The sequence below is a fragment of the Cognatundibacterium curvum genome (assembly GCF_014284235.1).
Taxonomy (GTDB): Bacteria; Pseudomonadota; Gammaproteobacteria; order Burkholderiales; family Burkholderiaceae_D; genus Undibacterium; species Undibacterium curvum.
This window is the reverse complement of the sequence record NZ_JACOGD010000009.1, coordinates 69021-86839: the sequence shown is the minus strand read 5'-3', so window position 1 is coordinate 86839 and position 17819 is coordinate 69021. Positions and strand designations below refer to the sequence as shown.

14 protein-coding genes are annotated in these 17819 nt (G+C 51.9%); 11 read left to right on the top strand and 3 right to left on the bottom strand.

Going from position 1 to position 17819, the window contains the following annotated elements; translation table 11 throughout:
- Positions 1-234 precede the first annotated feature (234 nt).
- Positions 235-3036, bottom strand: coding sequence for a TonB-dependent receptor (locus H8K43_RS16395; protein ID WP_230404057.1), 2802 nt, complete (start codon positions 3034-3036; stop codon positions 235-237).
- A gap of 362 nt (positions 3037-3398) precedes the next feature.
- Between H8K43_RS16395 and folD the strand changes: the two genes are divergently transcribed.
- The 7 genes from folD (at position 3399) to H8K43_RS16360 (ending at position 10775) form a co-directional block, all read left to right on the top strand.
- Entirely contained in the window at positions 3399-4244 is an 846-nt protein-coding gene (gene folD, locus H8K43_RS16390; protein ID WP_186904837.1) for a bifunctional methylenetetrahydrofolate dehydrogenase/methenyltetrahydrofolate cyclohydrolase FolD, read from the top strand.
- Between the two features lie 2 nt (positions 4245-4246).
- Positions 4247-6313: a M3 family metallopeptidase gene (locus tag H8K43_RS16385; RefSeq protein WP_186904836.1), complete on the top strand. Its 2067-nt coding sequence runs from the start codon at positions 4247-4249 to the stop codon at positions 6311-6313.
- 21 nt (positions 6314-6334) lie between these two features.
- Complete coding sequence (locus H8K43_RS16380; RefSeq protein WP_186904835.1) at positions 6335-6955, top strand: glutaredoxin family protein; 621 nt, start codon at positions 6335-6337, stop codon at positions 6953-6955.
- 3 nt (positions 6956-6958) lie between these two features.
- The gene (locus H8K43_RS16375) at positions 6959-7375 is read left to right on the top strand and encodes a DNA polymerase III subunit chi (RefSeq protein ID WP_186904834.1); all 417 of its coding nucleotides are present in this window, start codon (positions 6959-6961) and stop codon (positions 7373-7375) included.
- A gap of 1 nt (position 7376) precedes the next feature.
- Positions 7377-7763: a hypothetical protein gene (locus H8K43_RS16370; RefSeq protein WP_186904833.1), complete on the top strand. Its 387-nt coding sequence runs from the start codon at positions 7377-7379 to the stop codon at positions 7761-7763.
- A 136-nt stretch (positions 7764-7899) separates the two neighbouring features.
- Positions 7900-9159 carry a D-amino acid dehydrogenase gene (locus tag H8K43_RS16365; protein WP_186904832.1) on the top strand — a complete coding sequence of 420 codons (1260 nt, stop codon included), beginning with the start codon at positions 7900-7902 and terminating at the stop codon, positions 9157-9159.
- Positions 9160-9629: 470 nt separating this feature from the next.
- Positions 9630-10775 carry a branched-chain amino acid ABC transporter substrate-binding protein gene (locus H8K43_RS16360; protein ID WP_186904831.1) on the top strand — a complete coding sequence of 382 codons (1146 nt, stop codon included), beginning with the start codon at positions 9630-9632 and terminating at the stop codon, positions 10773-10775.
- 89 nt (positions 10776-10864) lie between these two features.
- On the opposite strand, the gene H8K43_RS16355 is transcribed toward H8K43_RS16360, so the two are convergent.
- Positions 10865-11173 carry a c-type cytochrome gene (locus H8K43_RS16355; protein ID WP_186904830.1) on the bottom strand — a complete coding sequence of 103 codons (309 nt, stop codon included), beginning with the start codon at positions 11171-11173 and terminating at the stop codon, positions 10865-10867.
- A gap of 157 nt (positions 11174-11330) precedes the next feature.
- Here H8K43_RS16355 and H8K43_RS16350 point away from each other — a divergent pair, with 157 nt between their 5' ends.
- The 3 genes from H8K43_RS16350 (at position 11331) to lgt (ending at position 13407) form a co-directional block, all read left to right on the top strand.
- Positions 11331-11564: a TIGR04438 family Trp-rich protein gene (locus tag H8K43_RS16350; protein ID WP_186904829.1), complete on the top strand. Its 234-nt coding sequence runs from the start codon at positions 11331-11333 to the stop codon at positions 11562-11564.
- Between the two features lie 57 nt (positions 11565-11621).
- Positions 11622-12527: a LysR family transcriptional regulator gene (locus tag H8K43_RS16345; RefSeq protein ID WP_186904828.1), complete on the top strand. Its 906-nt coding sequence runs from the start codon at positions 11622-11624 to the stop codon at positions 12525-12527.
- Between the two features lie 70 nt (positions 12528-12597).
- Complete coding sequence (lgt, locus tag H8K43_RS16340) at positions 12598-13407, top strand: prolipoprotein diacylglyceryl transferase (RefSeq protein WP_186904827.1); 810 nt, start codon at positions 12598-12600, stop codon at positions 13405-13407.
- Between the two features lie 78 nt (positions 13408-13485).
- Here lgt and H8K43_RS16335 read toward each other — a convergent pair whose 3' ends face one another.
- Positions 13486-14916 (bottom strand): IgA Peptidase M64, encoded by a 1431-nt coding sequence (locus H8K43_RS16335; protein ID WP_186904826.1) that lies wholly within the window; start codon positions 14914-14916, stop codon positions 13486-13488.
- Positions 14917-15264: 348 nt separating this feature from the next.
- Between H8K43_RS16335 and H8K43_RS16330 the strand changes: the two genes are divergently transcribed.
- Entirely contained in the window at positions 15265-17331 is a 2067-nt protein-coding gene (locus H8K43_RS16330) for a M13 family metallopeptidase (protein WP_186904825.1), read from the top strand.
- Positions 17332-17819 lie beyond the last annotated feature (488 nt).

The window sequence follows — 17819 nt, the reverse complement described above, 5'->3', positions numbered from 1 at the left end:
ACTGCAACACACTATGAGGAGCGTACTTTGTGTATCGCTTTTGCCACATCACCCATCAGGATTTGTCGTTTTTTTGCGATCACGGCGACCGGTAATCATGACGAAAAAAAAACAGGACAATGATTGCTCATTGCCCTGCTTTTTTGCTTAATACCTGACTTGCAGTTCAAAAGCTTGCCTGCTCAGGCAAACCCGGCATGATCGCTTTCATGTTGCGTCAGCCTGCTCACACAATTATTTAAACTGATATTTCAAGCCTACTTTGAAGTAACGGCCAATTGCACCGCTGGCATCCATAGGGTTGTAGCTCATGCCACCGTAAGTCAGCGGGTCCAGCGGAGCAACTTTGTCGAACAGATTCTGCACCGAACCAAACACTTCCAGATTTTTCATGGCTTTCCAGCGGAAAGACAGATCTACTGTCGTGAACGAAGCCAGTGTGCAATCCGCAGTTGGCGCATTGCTGCCGTCAGCCAGTTTGGAAGCGCACAGGTCGCCTTCAAAATAGACATTCTTCATTTTGCCGCGATAGTTGACCAGGCCCGTTACATTCCAGTCGCCTTTATCCCAGCCCAGCACAAAATTGACTTTGTCTGCTGGTGTACCGGCGCAGTTGGATGTGTCGCAGTTGCCATGCGTGCCGACATATTCATAAGAGATGCCACTCTTCTCTACGCGCTTCCAGGAAATGACGTGAGTCCAGCGCAGATCGGCCGTCAGCTTGCCGTATTCACCCAGATTGAAACGTTGTTTCGCATCCAGATCCAGACCACGGATTTCTGTGAAGCTGGAGTTACGGTAAGGTGCTTTGGAAATCACCAGGGTACCGGTGTTAGGCACCACCACACCATTGATAGTCAGGTTGTTATCCTGACGGATCGCGGTCGGCAAGGCAGCCGCTTCGGCATAGGCCAGTGGGTTGATTTCATTGCTGCGCTTGATTTTCCAGGCGTCAATCGCAAAGCTGGTGTTAGGCAGGGGATCCCAGACCATACCCAGGGTATAGCCTTTGGAAGTTTCCGGTTGCAGGCTAGGATCGCCCACTTTCACCGCCGCTACAGTCAGTGAGCAGTCGGTTGTGGTCGCACCTGGCAGCGGTGTGCCATTCGGACAACGTACCGGATCACGCACGGTGGCAGAACCGGTACTTTGGCTGGTCGCGCCGGATTCAGCGGCACCCGGTGCGCGGAAACCTTCCGAGTAAGTACCACGCAAAGCCAGTTCTTTGAACGGGGTCCACTTGATACCCAGTTTCGGCGTGGTGGAATTAAAGTTGGTGTATTTGTCGTAGCGAACTGCAGCAGAGGCCTCCAGCGATTTAACGATAGGTGCCAGCACTTCAGCATACAGCGCATAAACTTTTTCATCACCTTTTGCTGCTACATAGCTGGAGTTGATAGAACCATCTTCACTGCCGCTCAGCGCAGGTGAGTCATAGGATTCTTTGCGGTATTCCGCACCCACGGCCAGACCGAGAGAACCAGCCGGTAATTTCATCAGTTCACGTGAGGCCTTGAAATCGATGATATCCATCTGCGTTTTACCATCTGCGACTGCAGTGCGACGCAGTGCATTGTACAAAGCTGCAGAATTCTTACCTGCCTGAGCACCGATATAGTAAGGGAAGTAAGGACTGGTCGCATCACCCAGCGCTGACTTCAATACAGCCATATTCAACATATTGGTGTATTCCAGCTTGAGCTTGGATTCCGAATGCAGGAAAGCTGTATCGAAATCCCAGCCGGCATAGCTACCCTTCAAACCCGCAACAAAGCGGTTGAAGGAGTTGTCTGCATTGCGGCGATGAACACCGATATCAAACGCAGAATAACGCATACGCACCGGAACGCCATACGGGTTTTGCGGATGGGTTGCGCCCAGCAGCATGGTGTTACCGTAGTTGATGACACCGTTCGGATTTCCTGCATTTGGCGGGAAGGCAACGGTAGGCGTGATGCTAGGTGGCGTCAGATCAAAGCCGGTTTTACGCTGGGAATAACCGAACTCTGCATAAGCTTGCAGATCTTCAGATACTTTCCAGGTACCGCGTGCGAACAGGTTCACGCCATCGATTTGTGGCTGCATGGAACGGAACTGATCCTGATTCCACAGGCAACCGCCTTTCGGATCCTGATTAGTAATTGCGGACAAACCTGAGCAACCAGGCAAAGAGACGTAATCCAGGGTTTTCGGATCACGGATAGAACCGGTCGGGCTGGCACTGGCCGAATTATTTCCGGAGATATAACCAGCAGCGAATTGGGTTGCCATCGGATAGCCCCAAGGACGCAGATCGCCGGCACCGATCCAATCACGCCCTTTACGGTCTTTGTTATGAATTTCATTAGATTTGTAAACTTCTGCATTCAGGATCAGGTTATAGCGATCTTCATCATAATCGCCGAAACCGGCTGTCAGCGCAGCCTTAGTCTGATTGTTGTCATGGTATTTAGAGGTACCGGCAGAGGCAGAAGCAACGATGCCTTTGTAATTCTGTTTCAGAATAATGTTGACCACGCCTGCGATCGCATCCGCGCCATACACCGCAGAGGAGCCATCTTTCAGAATCTCAATTCGTTCCACCACTTCCATAGGAATGGTGCTCAGATCGGTGAAGGTTTTCTGACCGTCGTCAGCGCGGCCAAACGATGCCATACGACGACCGTTCAGCAACACCAGCGTCGAAGTCGCACCCAGACCACGCAGGGAAATCGCAGTAGAACCCGCCGCAAAACCGTTACCAAAACCGGTTGGCAGTGAGCCGGCGCCATCTGCGGCCAGACTTTGCAAATACTCAGCCACAGTTGCCTTACCGGATTTATCAATATCAGCGCGGTTAATAATCTGTATCGGAGAAGCTGTTTCTGCTTCTGCACGTCTGATATTGGTGCCAGTGACTTCCACGCGCTGAATCTTGCTGTTTTCCTGCGCTTGCGCTTGGGCCTGAGCAGGCAAGGCGGCGATCCCGGCGGCCACCATCAGGCTACCGGAAAACATGACGCGCAATGAACGCGCCAACACTTTCTCTTTATACATAGTCACACTCCAGTTTTATATATTTTAATTAACACCCATTACCACCAGACCTCGGCAGTTGCAGAAAAACTTTCCATCAGATTTTGCAAATTCATGACTAATCTGAAAATCAATTTTCACAAATGAGATGAAGCCATCAGGCGTTTTAAGTGTCAACGAATTATGAATTCCAGTTACGATAAAACAACAAAACATCTGCCAACTAAGTACAAATACGTATAAAAAATTTAAGTAAAATGGCAAAAAAAAGCGACTAAAAAGAGATGAAGTCCGCAACAGTGAAGGGCAGGCACCAGTCTGTGCGTTATAGCCGCGCTGCATCCTTTATAATCACGCTTTGACCTAGCTCCCTACCCACCATCATGACCGCCCAAATCATCAACGGAACCGAACTCTCCCAACAAATCCGCGCCGACGTCAAACAACGCGCCGCCGCCCTGACTGCCAAAGGCCAGCAACCTGGTCTGGCAGTGATACTGGTTGGCGACAATCCTGCCTCCCAGGTCTATGTACGCAATAAAGTCAAAGCCTGCGAGGATTGTGGCTTTTATTCGATATTGGAAAAATACGAAGGCACGCTGAGTGAAGCTGAATTGCTGGCGCATATCACACGCCTGAATCAGGACCCGAAAATTAACGGCATCCTGGTGCAACTTCCCTTGCCTGCGCATATCAACGCCAATAAAGTCATTGAAGCGATCGCTGCTGAAAAAGATGTCGATGGCTTCCATATCAGTAACGCCGGTTTGCTGATGACTGGCCAGCCGCTGTTCCGTCCATGTACACCGTATGGTGTGATGAAAATGCTGGAATCGATTAACTACCCGGTACGCGGCGCCAATGCAGTCGTGGTCGGTGCTTCCAATATCGTCGGTAAGCCGCAAGCCATGTTGCTCTTGCAAGCGGGCGCGACCGTCACCATCTGTAATTCCAAGACCCGTGATCTGGGCGCACACACCCGCAATGCCGACATTCTGGTTGTCGCCACTGGCAAACGTAATCTGGTCACCGCCGATATGATTAAGCCAGGTGCAGTCGTGATCGACGTCGGCATGAACCGCGATGATGAAGGCAAACTGTGTGGTGACGTCGATTACCTGCCAAGTAAAGAAGTCGCGGCTTACATCACGCCGGTACCAGGTGGCGTGGGCCCTATGACCATCACCATGTTACTGGTGAATACTATCGAAGCTGCAGAAAGAATGTAAATATGAAGCAAGCCTATCCATTGCTGGACCAGAGTGATTTGACCCGTTTTCAAGATATCCGCGCCGAACAGGTAACGCCCTCAATTGCCGAATTGCTGAGCCAGGCACGCGCAGTCGTGGCCCGTCTGAGCAGCGCAAGCGAGGCGCCGGACTGGGAACATTTCGTCCAGCCTTTGGAAGAGGCGACAGAAAAACTCGGACGCGCCTGGAGTGTGGTCGGCCATCTGAATGCCGTTGCTGACACACCGGAAATGCGTGCGGCCTACAACGACAATCAGGCCGCTGTGACCGAATTCTGGACCGAACTCGGCCAGAATCTGGCGCTGTTTGAGCGCTATAAAGCACTGCAGGCGAGTCCGGATTTTTCATCTTATTCGCAAGCACGCAAAACCATCGTCGAACATGCAATCCGCGACTTCCGTCTGAGCGGTGCAGAATTAGCGGACGACAAAAAGCAGCGTTATGCAGAAATTCAGGAACAGCAAGCTGCGCTGACCACCCGTTTTTCTGAAAACGTACTCGATGCCACCAATGATTTCGGTCTGTGGGTGGAGTCTGAACAAGAGCTCAGCGGCTTGCCGCAAGATGTGATTCATGCCGCCAAGGCAGCGGCAGAAAAAGACGGCAAATCCGGCTATAAATTCACGCTGCATTTCCCGTCTTATTATCCCCTGCTGCAGTATGCGGAAAACCGCAACCTGCGCGAACAGATTTATCGTGCCAATGCGACCAAGGCCTCAGAGCTGGGTGCAAATCCTGACTGGGATAACAGCACCATCATGCGTGAATTACTGGCCTTGCGACGTGAAGAAGCGCAGCTACTCGGCTATGCACATTTTGCTGAAGTGTCGCTGGTCAGCAAGATGGCTGACTCACCGGCACAGGTGATCAGCTTCCTCGAAGATCTGGCGCAGCGTGCGCGTCCCTTTGCAGAACAGGATTTGCAAGAGCTGCATCAATTCGCACAGGAACAATGCGGCCTGACGGAACTGCAAGCCTGGGATGTCGCCTATGTCTCTGAAAAACTGCGCGAACAACGCTATGCGTTTTCTGAGCAGGAAGTCAAACAATACTTCCCTGAACATAAGGTCGTGGCCGGTTTATTCCGTGTCATCCAAACCCTGTTCTCAGTCTCGATTTTGCCGGATCAGGCACCTACCTGGCATCCGGATGTCAAATTCTTCCGTATAGAAAAAGATGGTCAGTTACTGGGTCAGTTTTATCTCGATCTGTATGCACGCTCCGGCAAGCGCGGCGGCGCCTGGATGGATGATGCGCGTGGCCGTCGTCGTATCGGTGAACGCATACAAACGCCGGTGGCCTATCTGGTCTGTAATTTCTCGGAACCGCTCAATATCAATGGCGTGGCGCGCCCGGCCTTGTTCACTCATGATGAAGTCATCACCCTGTTCCATGAATTTGGTCACGGTCTGCATCATATGCTGACTCAGGTCGAGGATTTATCGGTATCCGGCATTTCCGGTGTGGAGTGGGATGCGGTCGAGCTGCCATCTCAGTTCATGGAGAATTTCTGCTGGGAGTGGGACGTATTGCAGGAAATGACTGCGCACATCGATACAGGTGAGACGCTGCCGCGCGCGCTGTACGACAAAATGATTGCGGCTAAAAACTTCCATTCCGGCTTACAAACCCTGCGCCAGGTTGAATTTTCACTCATGGATATGCGTCTGCACAGTGAGTTCGATCCGGCAAACAGCAGCACCGGCATACAAGATGTGGTGGATGCAGTGCGCCGGCAGGTTGCCGTGCTGATGCCGCCAGCTTTCAATCGTATGCAGCACTCCTTCAGCCATATTTTTGCCGGTGGCTATGCGGCTGGCTATTACAGCTACAAATGGGCAGAAGTCTTATCCGCCGATGCGTATGCGGCATTTGAAGAGACGGCAGCGCAGGAAGGCAGCAGTCTGTCTGCTGCGACCGGTGAACGCTTCCGGCGTGAGATTCTGGAAGTTGGCGGCTCGCGCCCGGCCTTGGAATCTTTCCAGGCCTTCCGTGGCAGAGCACCTGCCATCGATGCCTTATTACGCCATAGCGGCATGGCCGCCTGATTTCAGCAAATGGAGAAAGCGATGTCTACTTTTCCTCAAGCATTCCGCCCTGCCCTGCTGGCTTGCGCGATGTTGCTATGTGCCGCGCAAGCCCATGCGCAATTGTATAAGACCGTGGGTCCGGACGGGAAAATCACGTATTCCGACACCCCACCGGCCGCCAATCAAAAACTGCTGGAAACCCGCAGCCTGAATCCTGCTGCCGAAAGCAACCGCCTTCCTTACGAACTGTCACTGGCCGCAGGTAAGAACCCGGTCACAATTTATACCGGCAATAACTGTGCTCCATGCAACGAAGGCAAATCCCTGTTGAAATCTGCAGGCATTCCATTTGCCGAAAAAACAGTGAAAACCAAAGAAGACAGCGACAAGCTGCAGCAAGTCAGCGGCGATACCCAACTGCCTTATTTACAGGTAGGTAGCCGTGGTCTGCATGGTTACAATACTGAGGACTGGAAGGGCGCGCTCAGCAGTGCCGGTTACCCGGCCAGTAATATGCTGCCTGGTGATTACCGTTATCCGGCTGCGGAAAGTGCTGCGCCCGTCACAGCTGCCGCAAACAAGGCAGCAGAACCGGCGGCGAAGAAAAAGAAGCAGCCTGAACCTGTGAAAAAAGAAGCTGACAATGGATTCCGGTTCTGAACAATGAAGATAGACTTTCACAGCAATGTCGCTGACAAGCTGAATTACACCTGCCGTCTGATACGTAAAGCCTATAACGCTGGTGCCAGGCTGGTGGTGTTCGATACCGATACCAGCCAGCTACGTCAGTTGGATGAGGCATTGTGGACGCTGACGGAAGCAGAGTTTTTGCCGCATGTAGGTATGGATCACGCACACGCCAGTCTCACCCCCATCATTTTCAGTGCAGGCAGGCTCAATGACTGCCCGAATTTTGATTTGCTGATCAATCTGAGCACCAGCGTGCCTGAACATTATCAACAATTTGGCCGCATGATAGAAATCGTGAGTCAGGAGCAGGCAGAGACCCTGTCCGGGCGCGAGCGCTATCGCCATTATCAACAGCAGGGGCACAGCCTCAGCCATTATCCCGCCAAATAAGATGAGTAATCTGATCGATGCCAATATTCCCGTTCTGACTGAGGTCATTCTGCCTGATGCAGAAGCAAGCACAGCACAAGCTGTGGCAGATTCCCACCAGCCAGCGACGCAGGACATGAATGTGGCTATGGAGCAGCACAGCCATAGCGAGCCTCAGCAAGACTGGCAAGAGCTGGAACAGAATGTAAAAGAAGCCGTGCTCAAACAAGTGCTGACGCGCGTGGATTTTGTGCTGGAACACCGGGTCAGGGATGGTCTGGCCGATGTACTGCAAACAGCGGTCGATAAACTGGCGGACGATATCCGGGCAGGTCTTAGTAAATCGCTGGAAGAACTGATCACGCGCTCGGTGAATCAGGAAATTTCCAAACTGCGCTCAGGCAAATAATGCGCAGCGTGGACTGAGCAGCTTAGCGCTCAGACCAGTCAGTACCAGACCCATACTCTCCCCCGGAACACTCTGACAGTCAGGCTACCTGACCATCCGGCTATCCCACCGTCTGACTTTGCGAAGACTCTGAACCATGAAAGTGATCATTCTTGGCGCTGGCATCATAGGCACCTGTAGTGCCTGGTATCTGGCACGTCAGGGGCATGAAGTCACCGTAATTGACCGGCAGCCTGCAGTGGCGCTGGAAACCAGCTTTGCCAACGGCGGCCAGATCTCAGTCTCGCATGCCGAACCCTGGGCCAATCCCGCCGCGCCCGGCATCCTGTTACGCTCACTTGGCAAAGCAGACGCACCGCTGCTATTCCGCCTGCATGCGGACTGGCAGCAATGGCGCTGGGCGCTGGCTTTTCTGCGCGAATGCAGCCCGCACAGAACAAGGCAGAATTTACGTCAGATCGTGGCACTGGCCGACTACAGCCGGCGCTGCCTGATACAACTACGTGCAGACACCGGCATCGCCTACGATGATTTACAGCGCGGCATCCTGCATTTTTATACCGATGAGCAGGAATTCACCCGCGCCCAGCGTGTTGCTGCGCTAATGCGTGAACTCGGCTGTGAACGCCAGACCCTGACGCGTGAGCAGGTGCTGCAAACCGAACCTGCGCTACATCCGATTGCCCAGCGCCTGGTCGGCGGCGATTACACCGCCAGCGATGAATCCGGTGACATCCGGCTATTCGCTGAGCAGCTCGCGCAACAAGCACGCAAGCTTGGGGTGCAGTTTTTATTCCAGAGCGAAATTTGCCGCCTGATTCCGGATGCAGAAGACAACAACATACTGGCCGTAGAAATCATTAATCCGCAAGGACAGCACCAACAACTTTCAGCGGATGCCTATGTGATGGCACTGGGCAGCTACTCAGCCGCCTTACTGAAACCATTGGGTATCCGGCTGGAGATTTTTCCAGCTAAGGGCTATTCGGCGACCTTTAATGTGAGCAATCCCCAGGCTGCGCCTGAGGTATCGCTGACCGATGATGCGCATAAGCTGGTGTTCTCCCGTCTGGGTTCACGCTTGCGCGTGGCAGGAACCTGCGAAATCAACGACTACAGCCGTGCCCTCAATCCTGTGCGCTGCGAAGCATTACGTCGCCGTACGCAAGAATTATTTCCTGATGCCTGCGATTACGAGCACCCCAATTTCTGGGCCGGACTACGCCCGCTTACGCCATCCAATCGTCCCTACATCGGCACCAGCCGGATTCAGAATCTGTATCTGAACACAGGGCATGGCAGTCTGGGCTGGACCATGGCCGCCGGATCTGCGCATGCGCTGGCAGATATCATGGCCGGACGCCGACCTGAAGTCGATTTTCAATTTTCAATCTGATTCAGCTACCTTGGGTCACTTCAGCATACACGCGCTGCCCGTCAACCGTTCATCATTGAGCAGATAAACAAAGCCTTAATGCAACCTGCCGTTGCTGCTACGCATCATTCTGGTGCGAATAACACCTGTGCAAAATCTGCTCAACGCCTGTCTCTCTCAGCAAGGCAAAACACAAGTTGTATTTTCATTGTTATGCTGCACCGCACATATTTTTTAACTAAGCCGTCTTGCGCGTATTTACACAGGCTGGCGACAACTCTATCCCCAAAAAAACAGTTGATTTTTAGTCCAATTTTGGTGCAAATCCTCCCAAAAATCAGGCATATAAAAAATGCTGCCTGGCAGGAAAAACCGCACAAAATAGCTTTGCGAAATAAAATTTCTGTTGTACCTTTTGTCTATTCAGTTTTCTGAATAAGTTGGTTAGCAGTATTGTTGTCCTACTTAAAATAAACCTTAGGAGTATGTTCATGTCGTTCAAAACTAAAATGATTCCACTGGCTGGCGCAATCGCTTTCGCTTTCGCTGGTTCTGCGGCAGCTCAGGAAATGGTAGTAAAAATCGGTCACGTAGGCCCTGTGTCCGGTGCGATTGCCCACTTGGGTAAAGACAATGAAAACGGCGCCAAAATGGCGATTGAAGAGCTGAACGCTAAAGGCGTTTCCATCGGCGGCAAAAAAGTTAAATTCGAATTGCTGGCAGAAGATGATGGCGGCGATCCAAAACAAGGTACTACCGTTGCGCAAAAACTGGTTGACGCGAAAGTCAACGGCGTAATCGGCCATCTGAACTCCGGTACGACTATTCCTGCCTCCAAAATTTATAACGATGCAGGCATTCCTCAGATCTCCCCTTCCGCAACAGCTGTTCCTTACACCAACCAGGGTTTCAAAGGCGCATTCCGCGTAGTGGCGAATGACGGTCAGCTGGGTGGCACTTTAGGCCGTTACGCAGTACAGATCTCCAAAGCGAAGAAAATCGCTGTGATCGACGACAAAACCGCGTATGGCGAAGGCGTTGCTAAAGAATTCATGAAAGGCGCAAAAGGTAAAGGCGCAGAAATCGTGGTACAGGAACACACGACAGACAAGTCCAATGACTTTGCAGCGATCCTGACCACCATCAAAGCAAAACAACCTGACCTGATTTTCTTCGGCGGTATGGATTCTGTTGCAGGTCCTATGCTGCGTCAGATGAAAGCGCTGGGCGTGAATGCTAAATTCATGGGCGGTGACGGTATCTGTAGCGCGAAGCTGATTGAACTGGCTGGCGATGGTATCGGTGAAGGCCAGGTCGTTTGCGCAGAAGCCGGTGGCGTTCTGGATGCACAGAAAAAAATCAATGATGACTGGAAAGCCGCCTACAAGAAAAAATTTGGCGTAGAAGTACAGATCTATGCACCGTATGTGTATGACGCAGTCATGACCATGGTAGAAGCGATGAAACAGGCGAACTCTGCTGAGCCGGCAAAATACCTGCCTATGCTGAAAAAGATCAAATACAAAGGTGTGACTGGCGATATCTCCTTTGATGACAAAGGCGACATCAAAGACGGTACACTGACTTTGTTCACATACAAAGCAGGTAAGCGTGAACAGCTGACTGTCACTAAGTAATCAGCCTTACACGCATTAAAAAAAACCGGCAGTTCGCACTGCCGGTTTTTTTATTGCATCTCAGCAGCCGGAACCGGCCGCTGCAGGCATTATTTCAATGCCAGTATCCATTTCACCAGCGTTTTCGCTTCGGCTTCACTGACTTGGGCATTCGCTGGCATAGGGATCGCGCCCCAGGTACCCGAGCCGCCTTTCAATACTTTTTGTACCAGCTTGGCTTCTGCTGTTTTATCGCCTGCATATTTTTTTGCGACTTCTTTGTAAGCAGGACCAACCACTTTAGCATCCACGTTATGGCAAGCCATACAGTTTTTTGCCTTTGCCAGATCAGCATTAGCCATTGCGGAACCAGATGCAAAAACAGCCATCAGTGCTGCTGCGTATACAGTTTTTTTCATTGCTCTCTCCAGGTTAAAAATGCGTGTTCATTTTAGCTGTATTTTCTCAAGTTAGAACAGAACTTGAGAAAGTGTTGACCTGTTACAAATACCGCTTTACTCTTCATACATTACATCGCCAGTCTGACGGTGTGCTTTATCTAAAGGATACGGTTCTATGCTGCTCATCATTCCTCTGATTTTGTTAGTAGTGTTAAAGTTGGCTGAAGTCTCGATTTTCGCCAGTATGTCGTGGTGGTGGATAGTCGGACTCGCGGTGTTTGCCTTCCTCTGGTTCGAATTTTTTGAGCGCTTATTTGGACTGGATAAACGCCAGGACAGCGCGCATTATGAAAAAATGAAGCAAGAGCGTATCAAGCGCACTTTCGATAAAAAGACTGGCCGACAGTAAGGCCAACACTAAGCCCGCCATCAAAAGCCGACGCTGACTGTCGGTTTTTTTACGCTAATGACATCCGCAGATCACAAACTTCCCGAGCTCAGACAATTACGCTATTTTTTGGCTGTGGCCGAAGAACTGCACTTTGGCCGCGCCGCTCAACGCCTGCACATGACTCAGCCTCCTTTGTCGCAAGCGATACAGGCACTGGAGCAAACGCTGGGAGCCAGCTTATTTATCCGCAGCACACGCCAGATCAGCCTGACGGCAGCGGGCAATGCGCTGATTCCGGAGGCACAAAAATTACTGCAACAGGCACAGCAACTGCCCGAACTGATGCAAGGCTATGCCGCCGGAACCCTGGGCAAGCTGCATCTGGCCTTTGTCTCGATTGCCGATTACAGCGTGCTGCCACCACTGCTAAGGCAATACCGCACACAATCACCCGGGATACGAATTGCGCTGCGTGAAGCGACTACTGATGTGCAGCTACAGGCGCTGGAAGCCGGTGAAATTGATGCGGGATTTTTGATCCCGCCACTGCCTGAACATCTGCAGGCGGATTTACATTACCGCAAAATACTGAATGAAGCGCTGATACTGGCCGCACCTGAACAGTTGCTGCCACCAGGACCAGTGCAACTGGCGCAATGTGTGGGGCAGGAAATCATCCTGTTCCCGCGCCGGATCGCGCCCGCTCTGCATGACGCCATCCTGAGCTGCTTTGCACAGGCAGGCCTGACGCCGGTGATAGGGCAACAGGCAATACAGATGCAAACCATCGTCGGACTGGTTTCTGCTGGCATGGGAATCGCACTTGTGCCACAATCCGTCGCGAACTTAAAGCGGCCCGGTGTGGTCTACCATGCCTTGCTGGACGATGTGCCACAAGTGGAAATCGGCATCGCCTGGCGCAAAGATAATCACTCAGCCGCGCTGACCGCTTTTTTACAGTTATCCGATACCTTTGCCTGACATGGCTGAGGCATGTTTGCACTCATACAGGGCTCAGCCCTTATCTTCACACTGAAACTGATTAGTCATTATGTTGATCCATCCAAATCCTGATCCGGTTGCCTTCGCGCTGGGCCCACTCAAAATTCACTGGTATGGCCTGATGTATCTGGTCGCCTTCACCCAATTCATATTGCTCGGACGTTACCGGCTGCGACTGCCGCACGTCGCAGCCAAAGGCTGGACCCGCGAACATATCGATGACATGCTGTTTTACGGTGTGCTCGGGGTGGTGCTCGGCGGCAGGCTGGGTGAAGTATTGTTTTACGGCCTGCCGTATTACCTGGAACATCCGCTGGAAATTTTGATGGTCTGGAAAGGCGGCATGTCTTTCCATGGCGGTTTCCTGGGTGTGCTGATTGCGATGGCACTGTGGGCGCGCCGCGCCAACATGCACTTAGCCGATGTGTATGATTTCATCGCGCCGCTGGTACCGCTTGGTTATGCGGCTGGGCGTATCGGTAACTTCATCAACCACGAATTACCTGGCCGTCTGGCCAGCCCGGATCTGCCATGGGCGATGATCTGGCCAGGACAGGCGTTACCGGTACACCCTTCGCCGATTTACCAGGCGCTGGTCGATGGCGTGCTGGTGTTCTTCATCCTGTGGTGGTTTGCCAGCAAAGCGCGCCCACGTCTGGCGGTTGGTTCGCTATACGTCATCCTGTATGGCTGCACACGCTTCCTGACTGAATACTTCCGTACGCCGGACTATGAAGTCAATGTGCTGGGACTCACCATCTCGGCTGGGCAAATGCTGTCCTTCCCTATGATTATCGCAGGTGGCGTCTTAATGCTGCTGGCCTATCGTAACGCACCGCCCACCAGCAAATCAGCCTAAGCTGAATCTGATAAAAAAAGCCCGGAAGAGTCATTCTTCCGGGCTTTTTTGTAATTGCAGATTATCACTCAAAGGTACTCAGGGTTTGGCCGGTACGTAGAGGTCTATCATCGCTGCCACCGCGTCGCGGCAGACTGCGCAGAACTTCTCGCTGCGATCAAACATAATGCATTGCATTTCAGGCCGGTAGTAACCGGTCGACTCATAGTTCGCGCCTTCAAATGCGCCTATGGTATGGCGGTGCGGCGCGCTATTGAGTAACTGTGTCGATTTAGCCAGGTCGGTTTTAAATAATGCATTCATTTCCGATTCGGGCCGGTTGGCAGCGCGTAATTCAGCGCGTTTTTTCTGATAAGCGCGCGATGCCTCGTCATACACCTGCTTAGGCCACGGGGTCGGCAATGGTGTGGCTGCCTGCAGATACTGCTTCCACTTCAGTTGCGCCGGATCTTTCATCGCGGTTACATTTGGTTCCCAAGGTTCATTACGCAGCCCGGTACTCTGATAGGCAACTGGCGAGGTATAGTATTCATCAGCCAGACCCGCAAAATGATGGCCGAACTCATGCACAAACAGATAATTCGACCAGTCACTGCCAGCAGCTGCGGTACTGAACTGACCGAAAATCCCGCCACCGCCATAGGTCTGATTGTTGACCAGAATTTCGATAAATTCATACGGCGCATTTTGCGCGATGCTGCGCAGAGCCTGATTATCCAGCGTCAGAATATAACGTTCGCTGCCAAACACATCATAACGCGCACCCAAAGCGGAAGCGTGATACACGCCAGTCGAAGGGCGCGATACGCCGCTTTGTGGGGTAGGTACAGCAATAGCCCAGATATTGAAATCGTTTTCGCGTTCTTTGAATGGCGTGACGGTGAACAAATGCCTGGCCAGGCGACGCGCATCCGCCTCAAATTTCGCCATTTCCTGCTGGGTGTAGCCATCGCCCATAATCAGTAAATCCACCTTATCCGCGGACGCACCGCTGACATGTACAGGGATAGGCTTTAAGCCGCTATCTGGCTGCTTTTTAATTACATCCTGGGCATCGGCATCGACATTAACGCTCCATACCGGCACAAAGCGATTGCTCTCGTCGCGCTTGAGTACGCTGACGGTGACTGGTTTTTCAGGTTTAGGAAAACGCAGCGATTCCTGAAAACTGCGTTTGAGTTTCGCCGCTTCATCGGTACTCTGCCATTCACCAAAAATGGTGGAAAAACCGCGTGAATACAGCAATTCACCGCTGACGGCATCGCGTACCTCGAATTTATTTACACCACGATTAGTCTGATCGGTGCGCTTCTCCAGATTGCCCGGCCATGGCAAGGGCTCGATCAATACACGCTCTATCGCATACTGTTCAGACTTGGCGTCGCCACTATGCTGATAATCGACCCTTACTGTAGCCGGGGTAGCCGGTGCAGACGCCGCCAGTGCGCTGCTGATGGCAGCCGTACTCAGGCAAGCTGCCAGGCTCACTAATTGGAAAAATTTTTTCATAAACACTCACAAAAAAAGAGAGGAATCCTTTGCTGCATGCTTGCTGAATTGGACAAAAACTCTAGTCATAGCGTAGGCAAACATCGCTGGGCAAAAATTATTTAGCAAGATTTCGGAAGATCGCATTGTAGCGCCATGGTTCTCCATGAATGTACACAGAATCAGACATACGCAAAAAAATTTTCAATTTCTGCGTAGCTGGCTGAACTTTTCATCGTTACACTGCTTCCAAGCAGCCTGGTCTTTTTTTGTAGTCAGTGGCAATCACTGCGCCACATTTGGCACCACATCTGGTACCACATAAGCTACGGCCAGCTGAACAGTCACTCAATTTTTAAGGATATTCTTATGCGTCTTACCTTGCTGAGTCTCGCACTCGCTTCTGCATTTCACGCACTGCCCGCCAGCGCCGCGCCAGCTAACAATGCACCGGCTGCCGCAGCCAAACAGGCTGCGCCGCAATCCGGCATCGATCTGCAATGGATAGACAGCAGCGTACGGCCTCAGGATGACTTTTTCAAATTCATGTCGGGCAAATGGCTGGCAACGGCAGACATTCCGGCTGACCGAGCACGCTTCGGTTCTTTCGATCAGTTGCGCGATCTGTCTGAACAAAGCTCGCATGCGATTATCACCGCACTGGCGGCGGACAAACATCTGAAAGCCGGCAGCAATGAACAAAAAATTGCCGATCTGTATAACAGCTTCATGAATGAAGCGCGTGCTGACAAACTGGATATACAGCCACTCAAAGCGATCTTCAGCCAAATCGATAAAGTCAGCCGCAAAGAAGATTTGCCAGCGCTGATCGCGCAACTGGCGCACCTGGGCGTGACTTTGCCCGTGCAATCCGGAGTGGCGCAGGATGCACGCGATTCTGCCAAATACGCGGTGTACATCAGCCAGGGTGGTCTGGGCTTACCGGACCGTGATTACTACCTGAAGGACGACGACGCCAAGCTGAAGGGCTTCCGCGACGCTTACCTGAAGCACGTTGAAAAAATGCTGAGCATGAGCGGCGAAAAAGACGCTGCCCAGGCAGCAGCATCGATACTCGCGCTGGAAACCGCGATTGCAAAAATTCAGTGGACTAAGGTGGAAAACCGTAATCCAGTCAAAACCTATAACAAAATTGAAGTCAGCAAACTGGCTGAGCTGATGCCGGGCTTTAACTGGACCCGCTATTTTGAAGGCACAGGCGTAGGCAAAAAAGTCGATTATGTGATCGTGCGTCATCCTAGTTTCTTCACTGCCTTATCCAAAGTGCAGGAAGAAACGACACTGGCTACCTGGAAAAGTTATTACAAATGGAAAGTACTGAGCAGCTATGCACACCTGCTGTCCAAGCGTTTTGTGGAGGAGGATTTCGCGTTTTCCAGCGTGACGCTGCGTGGCATCCCGGAAAATCAGCCGCGCTGGAAGCGTGGTGTATCTCGTGTAGAAGAAAGTCTGTCTGAAGCGCTGGGTAAAATCTATGTGGAAAAACACTTCCCGCCTGAAAACAAGGCACGCATGGAAAAGCTGGTCGCCAATCTGATCGAGGCTTACCGTCAAAGCATAGAAACGCTGGAATGGATGAGCCCGGAAACCAAGAAAGAAGCGCTCACCAAGCTGTCTAAATTCACACCTAAGATAGGCTATCCCGATGTCTGGCGTGATTACAGCAAACTGAACATCAAAAAAGATGACCTGGTGGGGAATGTGATACGCGGTCGTGAACATGGCTATCAGCGTCAGCTCGCGAAACTGGGTCAGCCGGTAGATCGTAAAGAATGGGGTATGAGCCCACAAACCGTGAATGCGTATTACAACTCACGTCAGAATGAAATCGTGTTCCCGGCTGCCATCCTGCAACCGCCTTTCTTTAATCCGGCAGCGGATGATGCGGTCAATTACGGTGGTATCGGTGCAGTGATCGGACATGAAATCAGCCACGGTTTCGATGACTCCGGCAGCCAGTCTGACGGTGACGGCAACCTGCGCGACTGGTGGAGCAAAGAGGATAAAGCCAATTTCGGCAAACTGACCACAGCGATGATCGCGCAATACAATGCCTACAGCCCGCTGCCTGGTTACAACGTGAATGGTGCGCTGACGCTGGGTGAAAACATTGCCGATAACTCCGGCCTGTCTATCGCCTATAAAGCCTATCTGATTTCGCTGGGCGGTAAACCTGCGCCGGTGATCGATGGTTATAGCGGCGAACAACGCCTGTTCATGGGCTGGGCACAAGTCTGGCGTGGTAAAGCACGTGATGCGGAAGCTATCCGCCTGCTCAATACCGATCCGCATTCACCGGCTTCAGTTCGTGGCAATGCACCGCTGACCAACATCCCTGGCTTCTATTCCGCGTTCGGCGTTAAAGAAGGCGATAAGATGTACGTCGCGCCGGAAAAACGCATCACCATCTGGTAATCAGCATGTTCTGCTGAATGCAGCAGCATTGAGCAAGACAAACCAGACAGCCACTTCCTGAAACGAAGTGGCTGTTTTTTTACTTGACGACATGCTAGCTCAGCATATACAGTCGGGCTTATGAATTCTCACACCCATCATGTCGCCACACGCAATAAGCGCACCGCAGCTCAGACTGCCGGGCCTCAGGCCGCATCGATGCTGACACCAGGGCTACAGCTAAGGCTAACAGCCCTATCCTCGCTACATCTGCAACAACCAGGCTGATTCGTAGTCAGCAGCACGCAATACTTACAATATTTAGTACACCGATGTCCCTGATCAATCAGGTCATCAGGCTCCAACCAAACACCAAACTGATCATTTCATGATGCGTAGCGTAAGCACACTTTGCACCTTGAGCACACCTGAACAAGTCCGCCTCCGCAAGCAGCAGGCAGACTCGGCTGTTGCTGCGCGCCGCAATGTTTTTTTCACGCTACGACTAA

Excerpts from the sequence above, each read along its gene's own strand:
- H8K43_RS16395 (WP_230404057.1), bottom strand. The coding sequence starts at position 3,036 with ATGTATAAAGAGAAAGTGTTGGCGCGTTCATTGCGCGTCATGTTTTCC.
- folD (WP_186904837.1), top strand. The coding sequence starts at position 3,399 with ATGACCGCCCAAATCATCAACGGAACCGAACTCTCCCAACAAATCCGC.
- H8K43_RS16385 (WP_186904836.1), top strand. The coding sequence starts at position 4,247 with ATGAAGCAAGCCTATCCATTGCTGGACCAGAGTGATTTGACCCGTTTT.
- H8K43_RS16380 (WP_186904835.1), top strand. The coding sequence starts at position 6,335 with ATGTCTACTTTTCCTCAAGCATTCCGCCCTGCCCTGCTGGCTTGCGCG.
- H8K43_RS16375 (WP_186904834.1), top strand. The coding sequence starts at position 6,959 with ATGAAGATAGACTTTCACAGCAATGTCGCTGACAAGCTGAATTACACC.
- H8K43_RS16370 (WP_186904833.1), top strand. The coding sequence starts at position 7,377 with ATGAGTAATCTGATCGATGCCAATATTCCCGTTCTGACTGAGGTCATT.
- H8K43_RS16365 (WP_186904832.1), top strand. The coding sequence starts at position 7,900 with ATGAAAGTGATCATTCTTGGCGCTGGCATCATAGGCACCTGTAGTGCC.
- H8K43_RS16360 (WP_186904831.1), top strand. The coding sequence starts at position 9,630 with ATGTCGTTCAAAACTAAAATGATTCCACTGGCTGGCGCAATCGCTTTC.
- H8K43_RS16355 (WP_186904830.1), bottom strand. The coding sequence starts at position 11,173 with ATGAAAAAAACTGTATACGCAGCAGCACTGATGGCTGTTTTTGCATCT.
- H8K43_RS16350 (WP_186904829.1), top strand. The coding sequence starts at position 11,331 with ATGCTGCTCATCATTCCTCTGATTTTGTTAGTAGTGTTAAAGTTGGCT.
- H8K43_RS16345 (WP_186904828.1), top strand. The coding sequence starts at position 11,622 with ATGACATCCGCAGATCACAAACTTCCCGAGCTCAGACAATTACGCTAT.
- lgt (WP_186904827.1), top strand. The coding sequence starts at position 12,598 with ATGTTGATCCATCCAAATCCTGATCCGGTTGCCTTCGCGCTGGGCCCA.
- H8K43_RS16335 (WP_186904826.1), bottom strand. The coding sequence starts at position 14,916 with ATGAAAAAATTTTTCCAATTAGTGAGCCTGGCAGCTTGCCTGAGTACG.
- H8K43_RS16330 (WP_186904825.1), top strand. The coding sequence starts at position 15,265 with ATGCGTCTTACCTTGCTGAGTCTCGCACTCGCTTCTGCATTTCACGCA.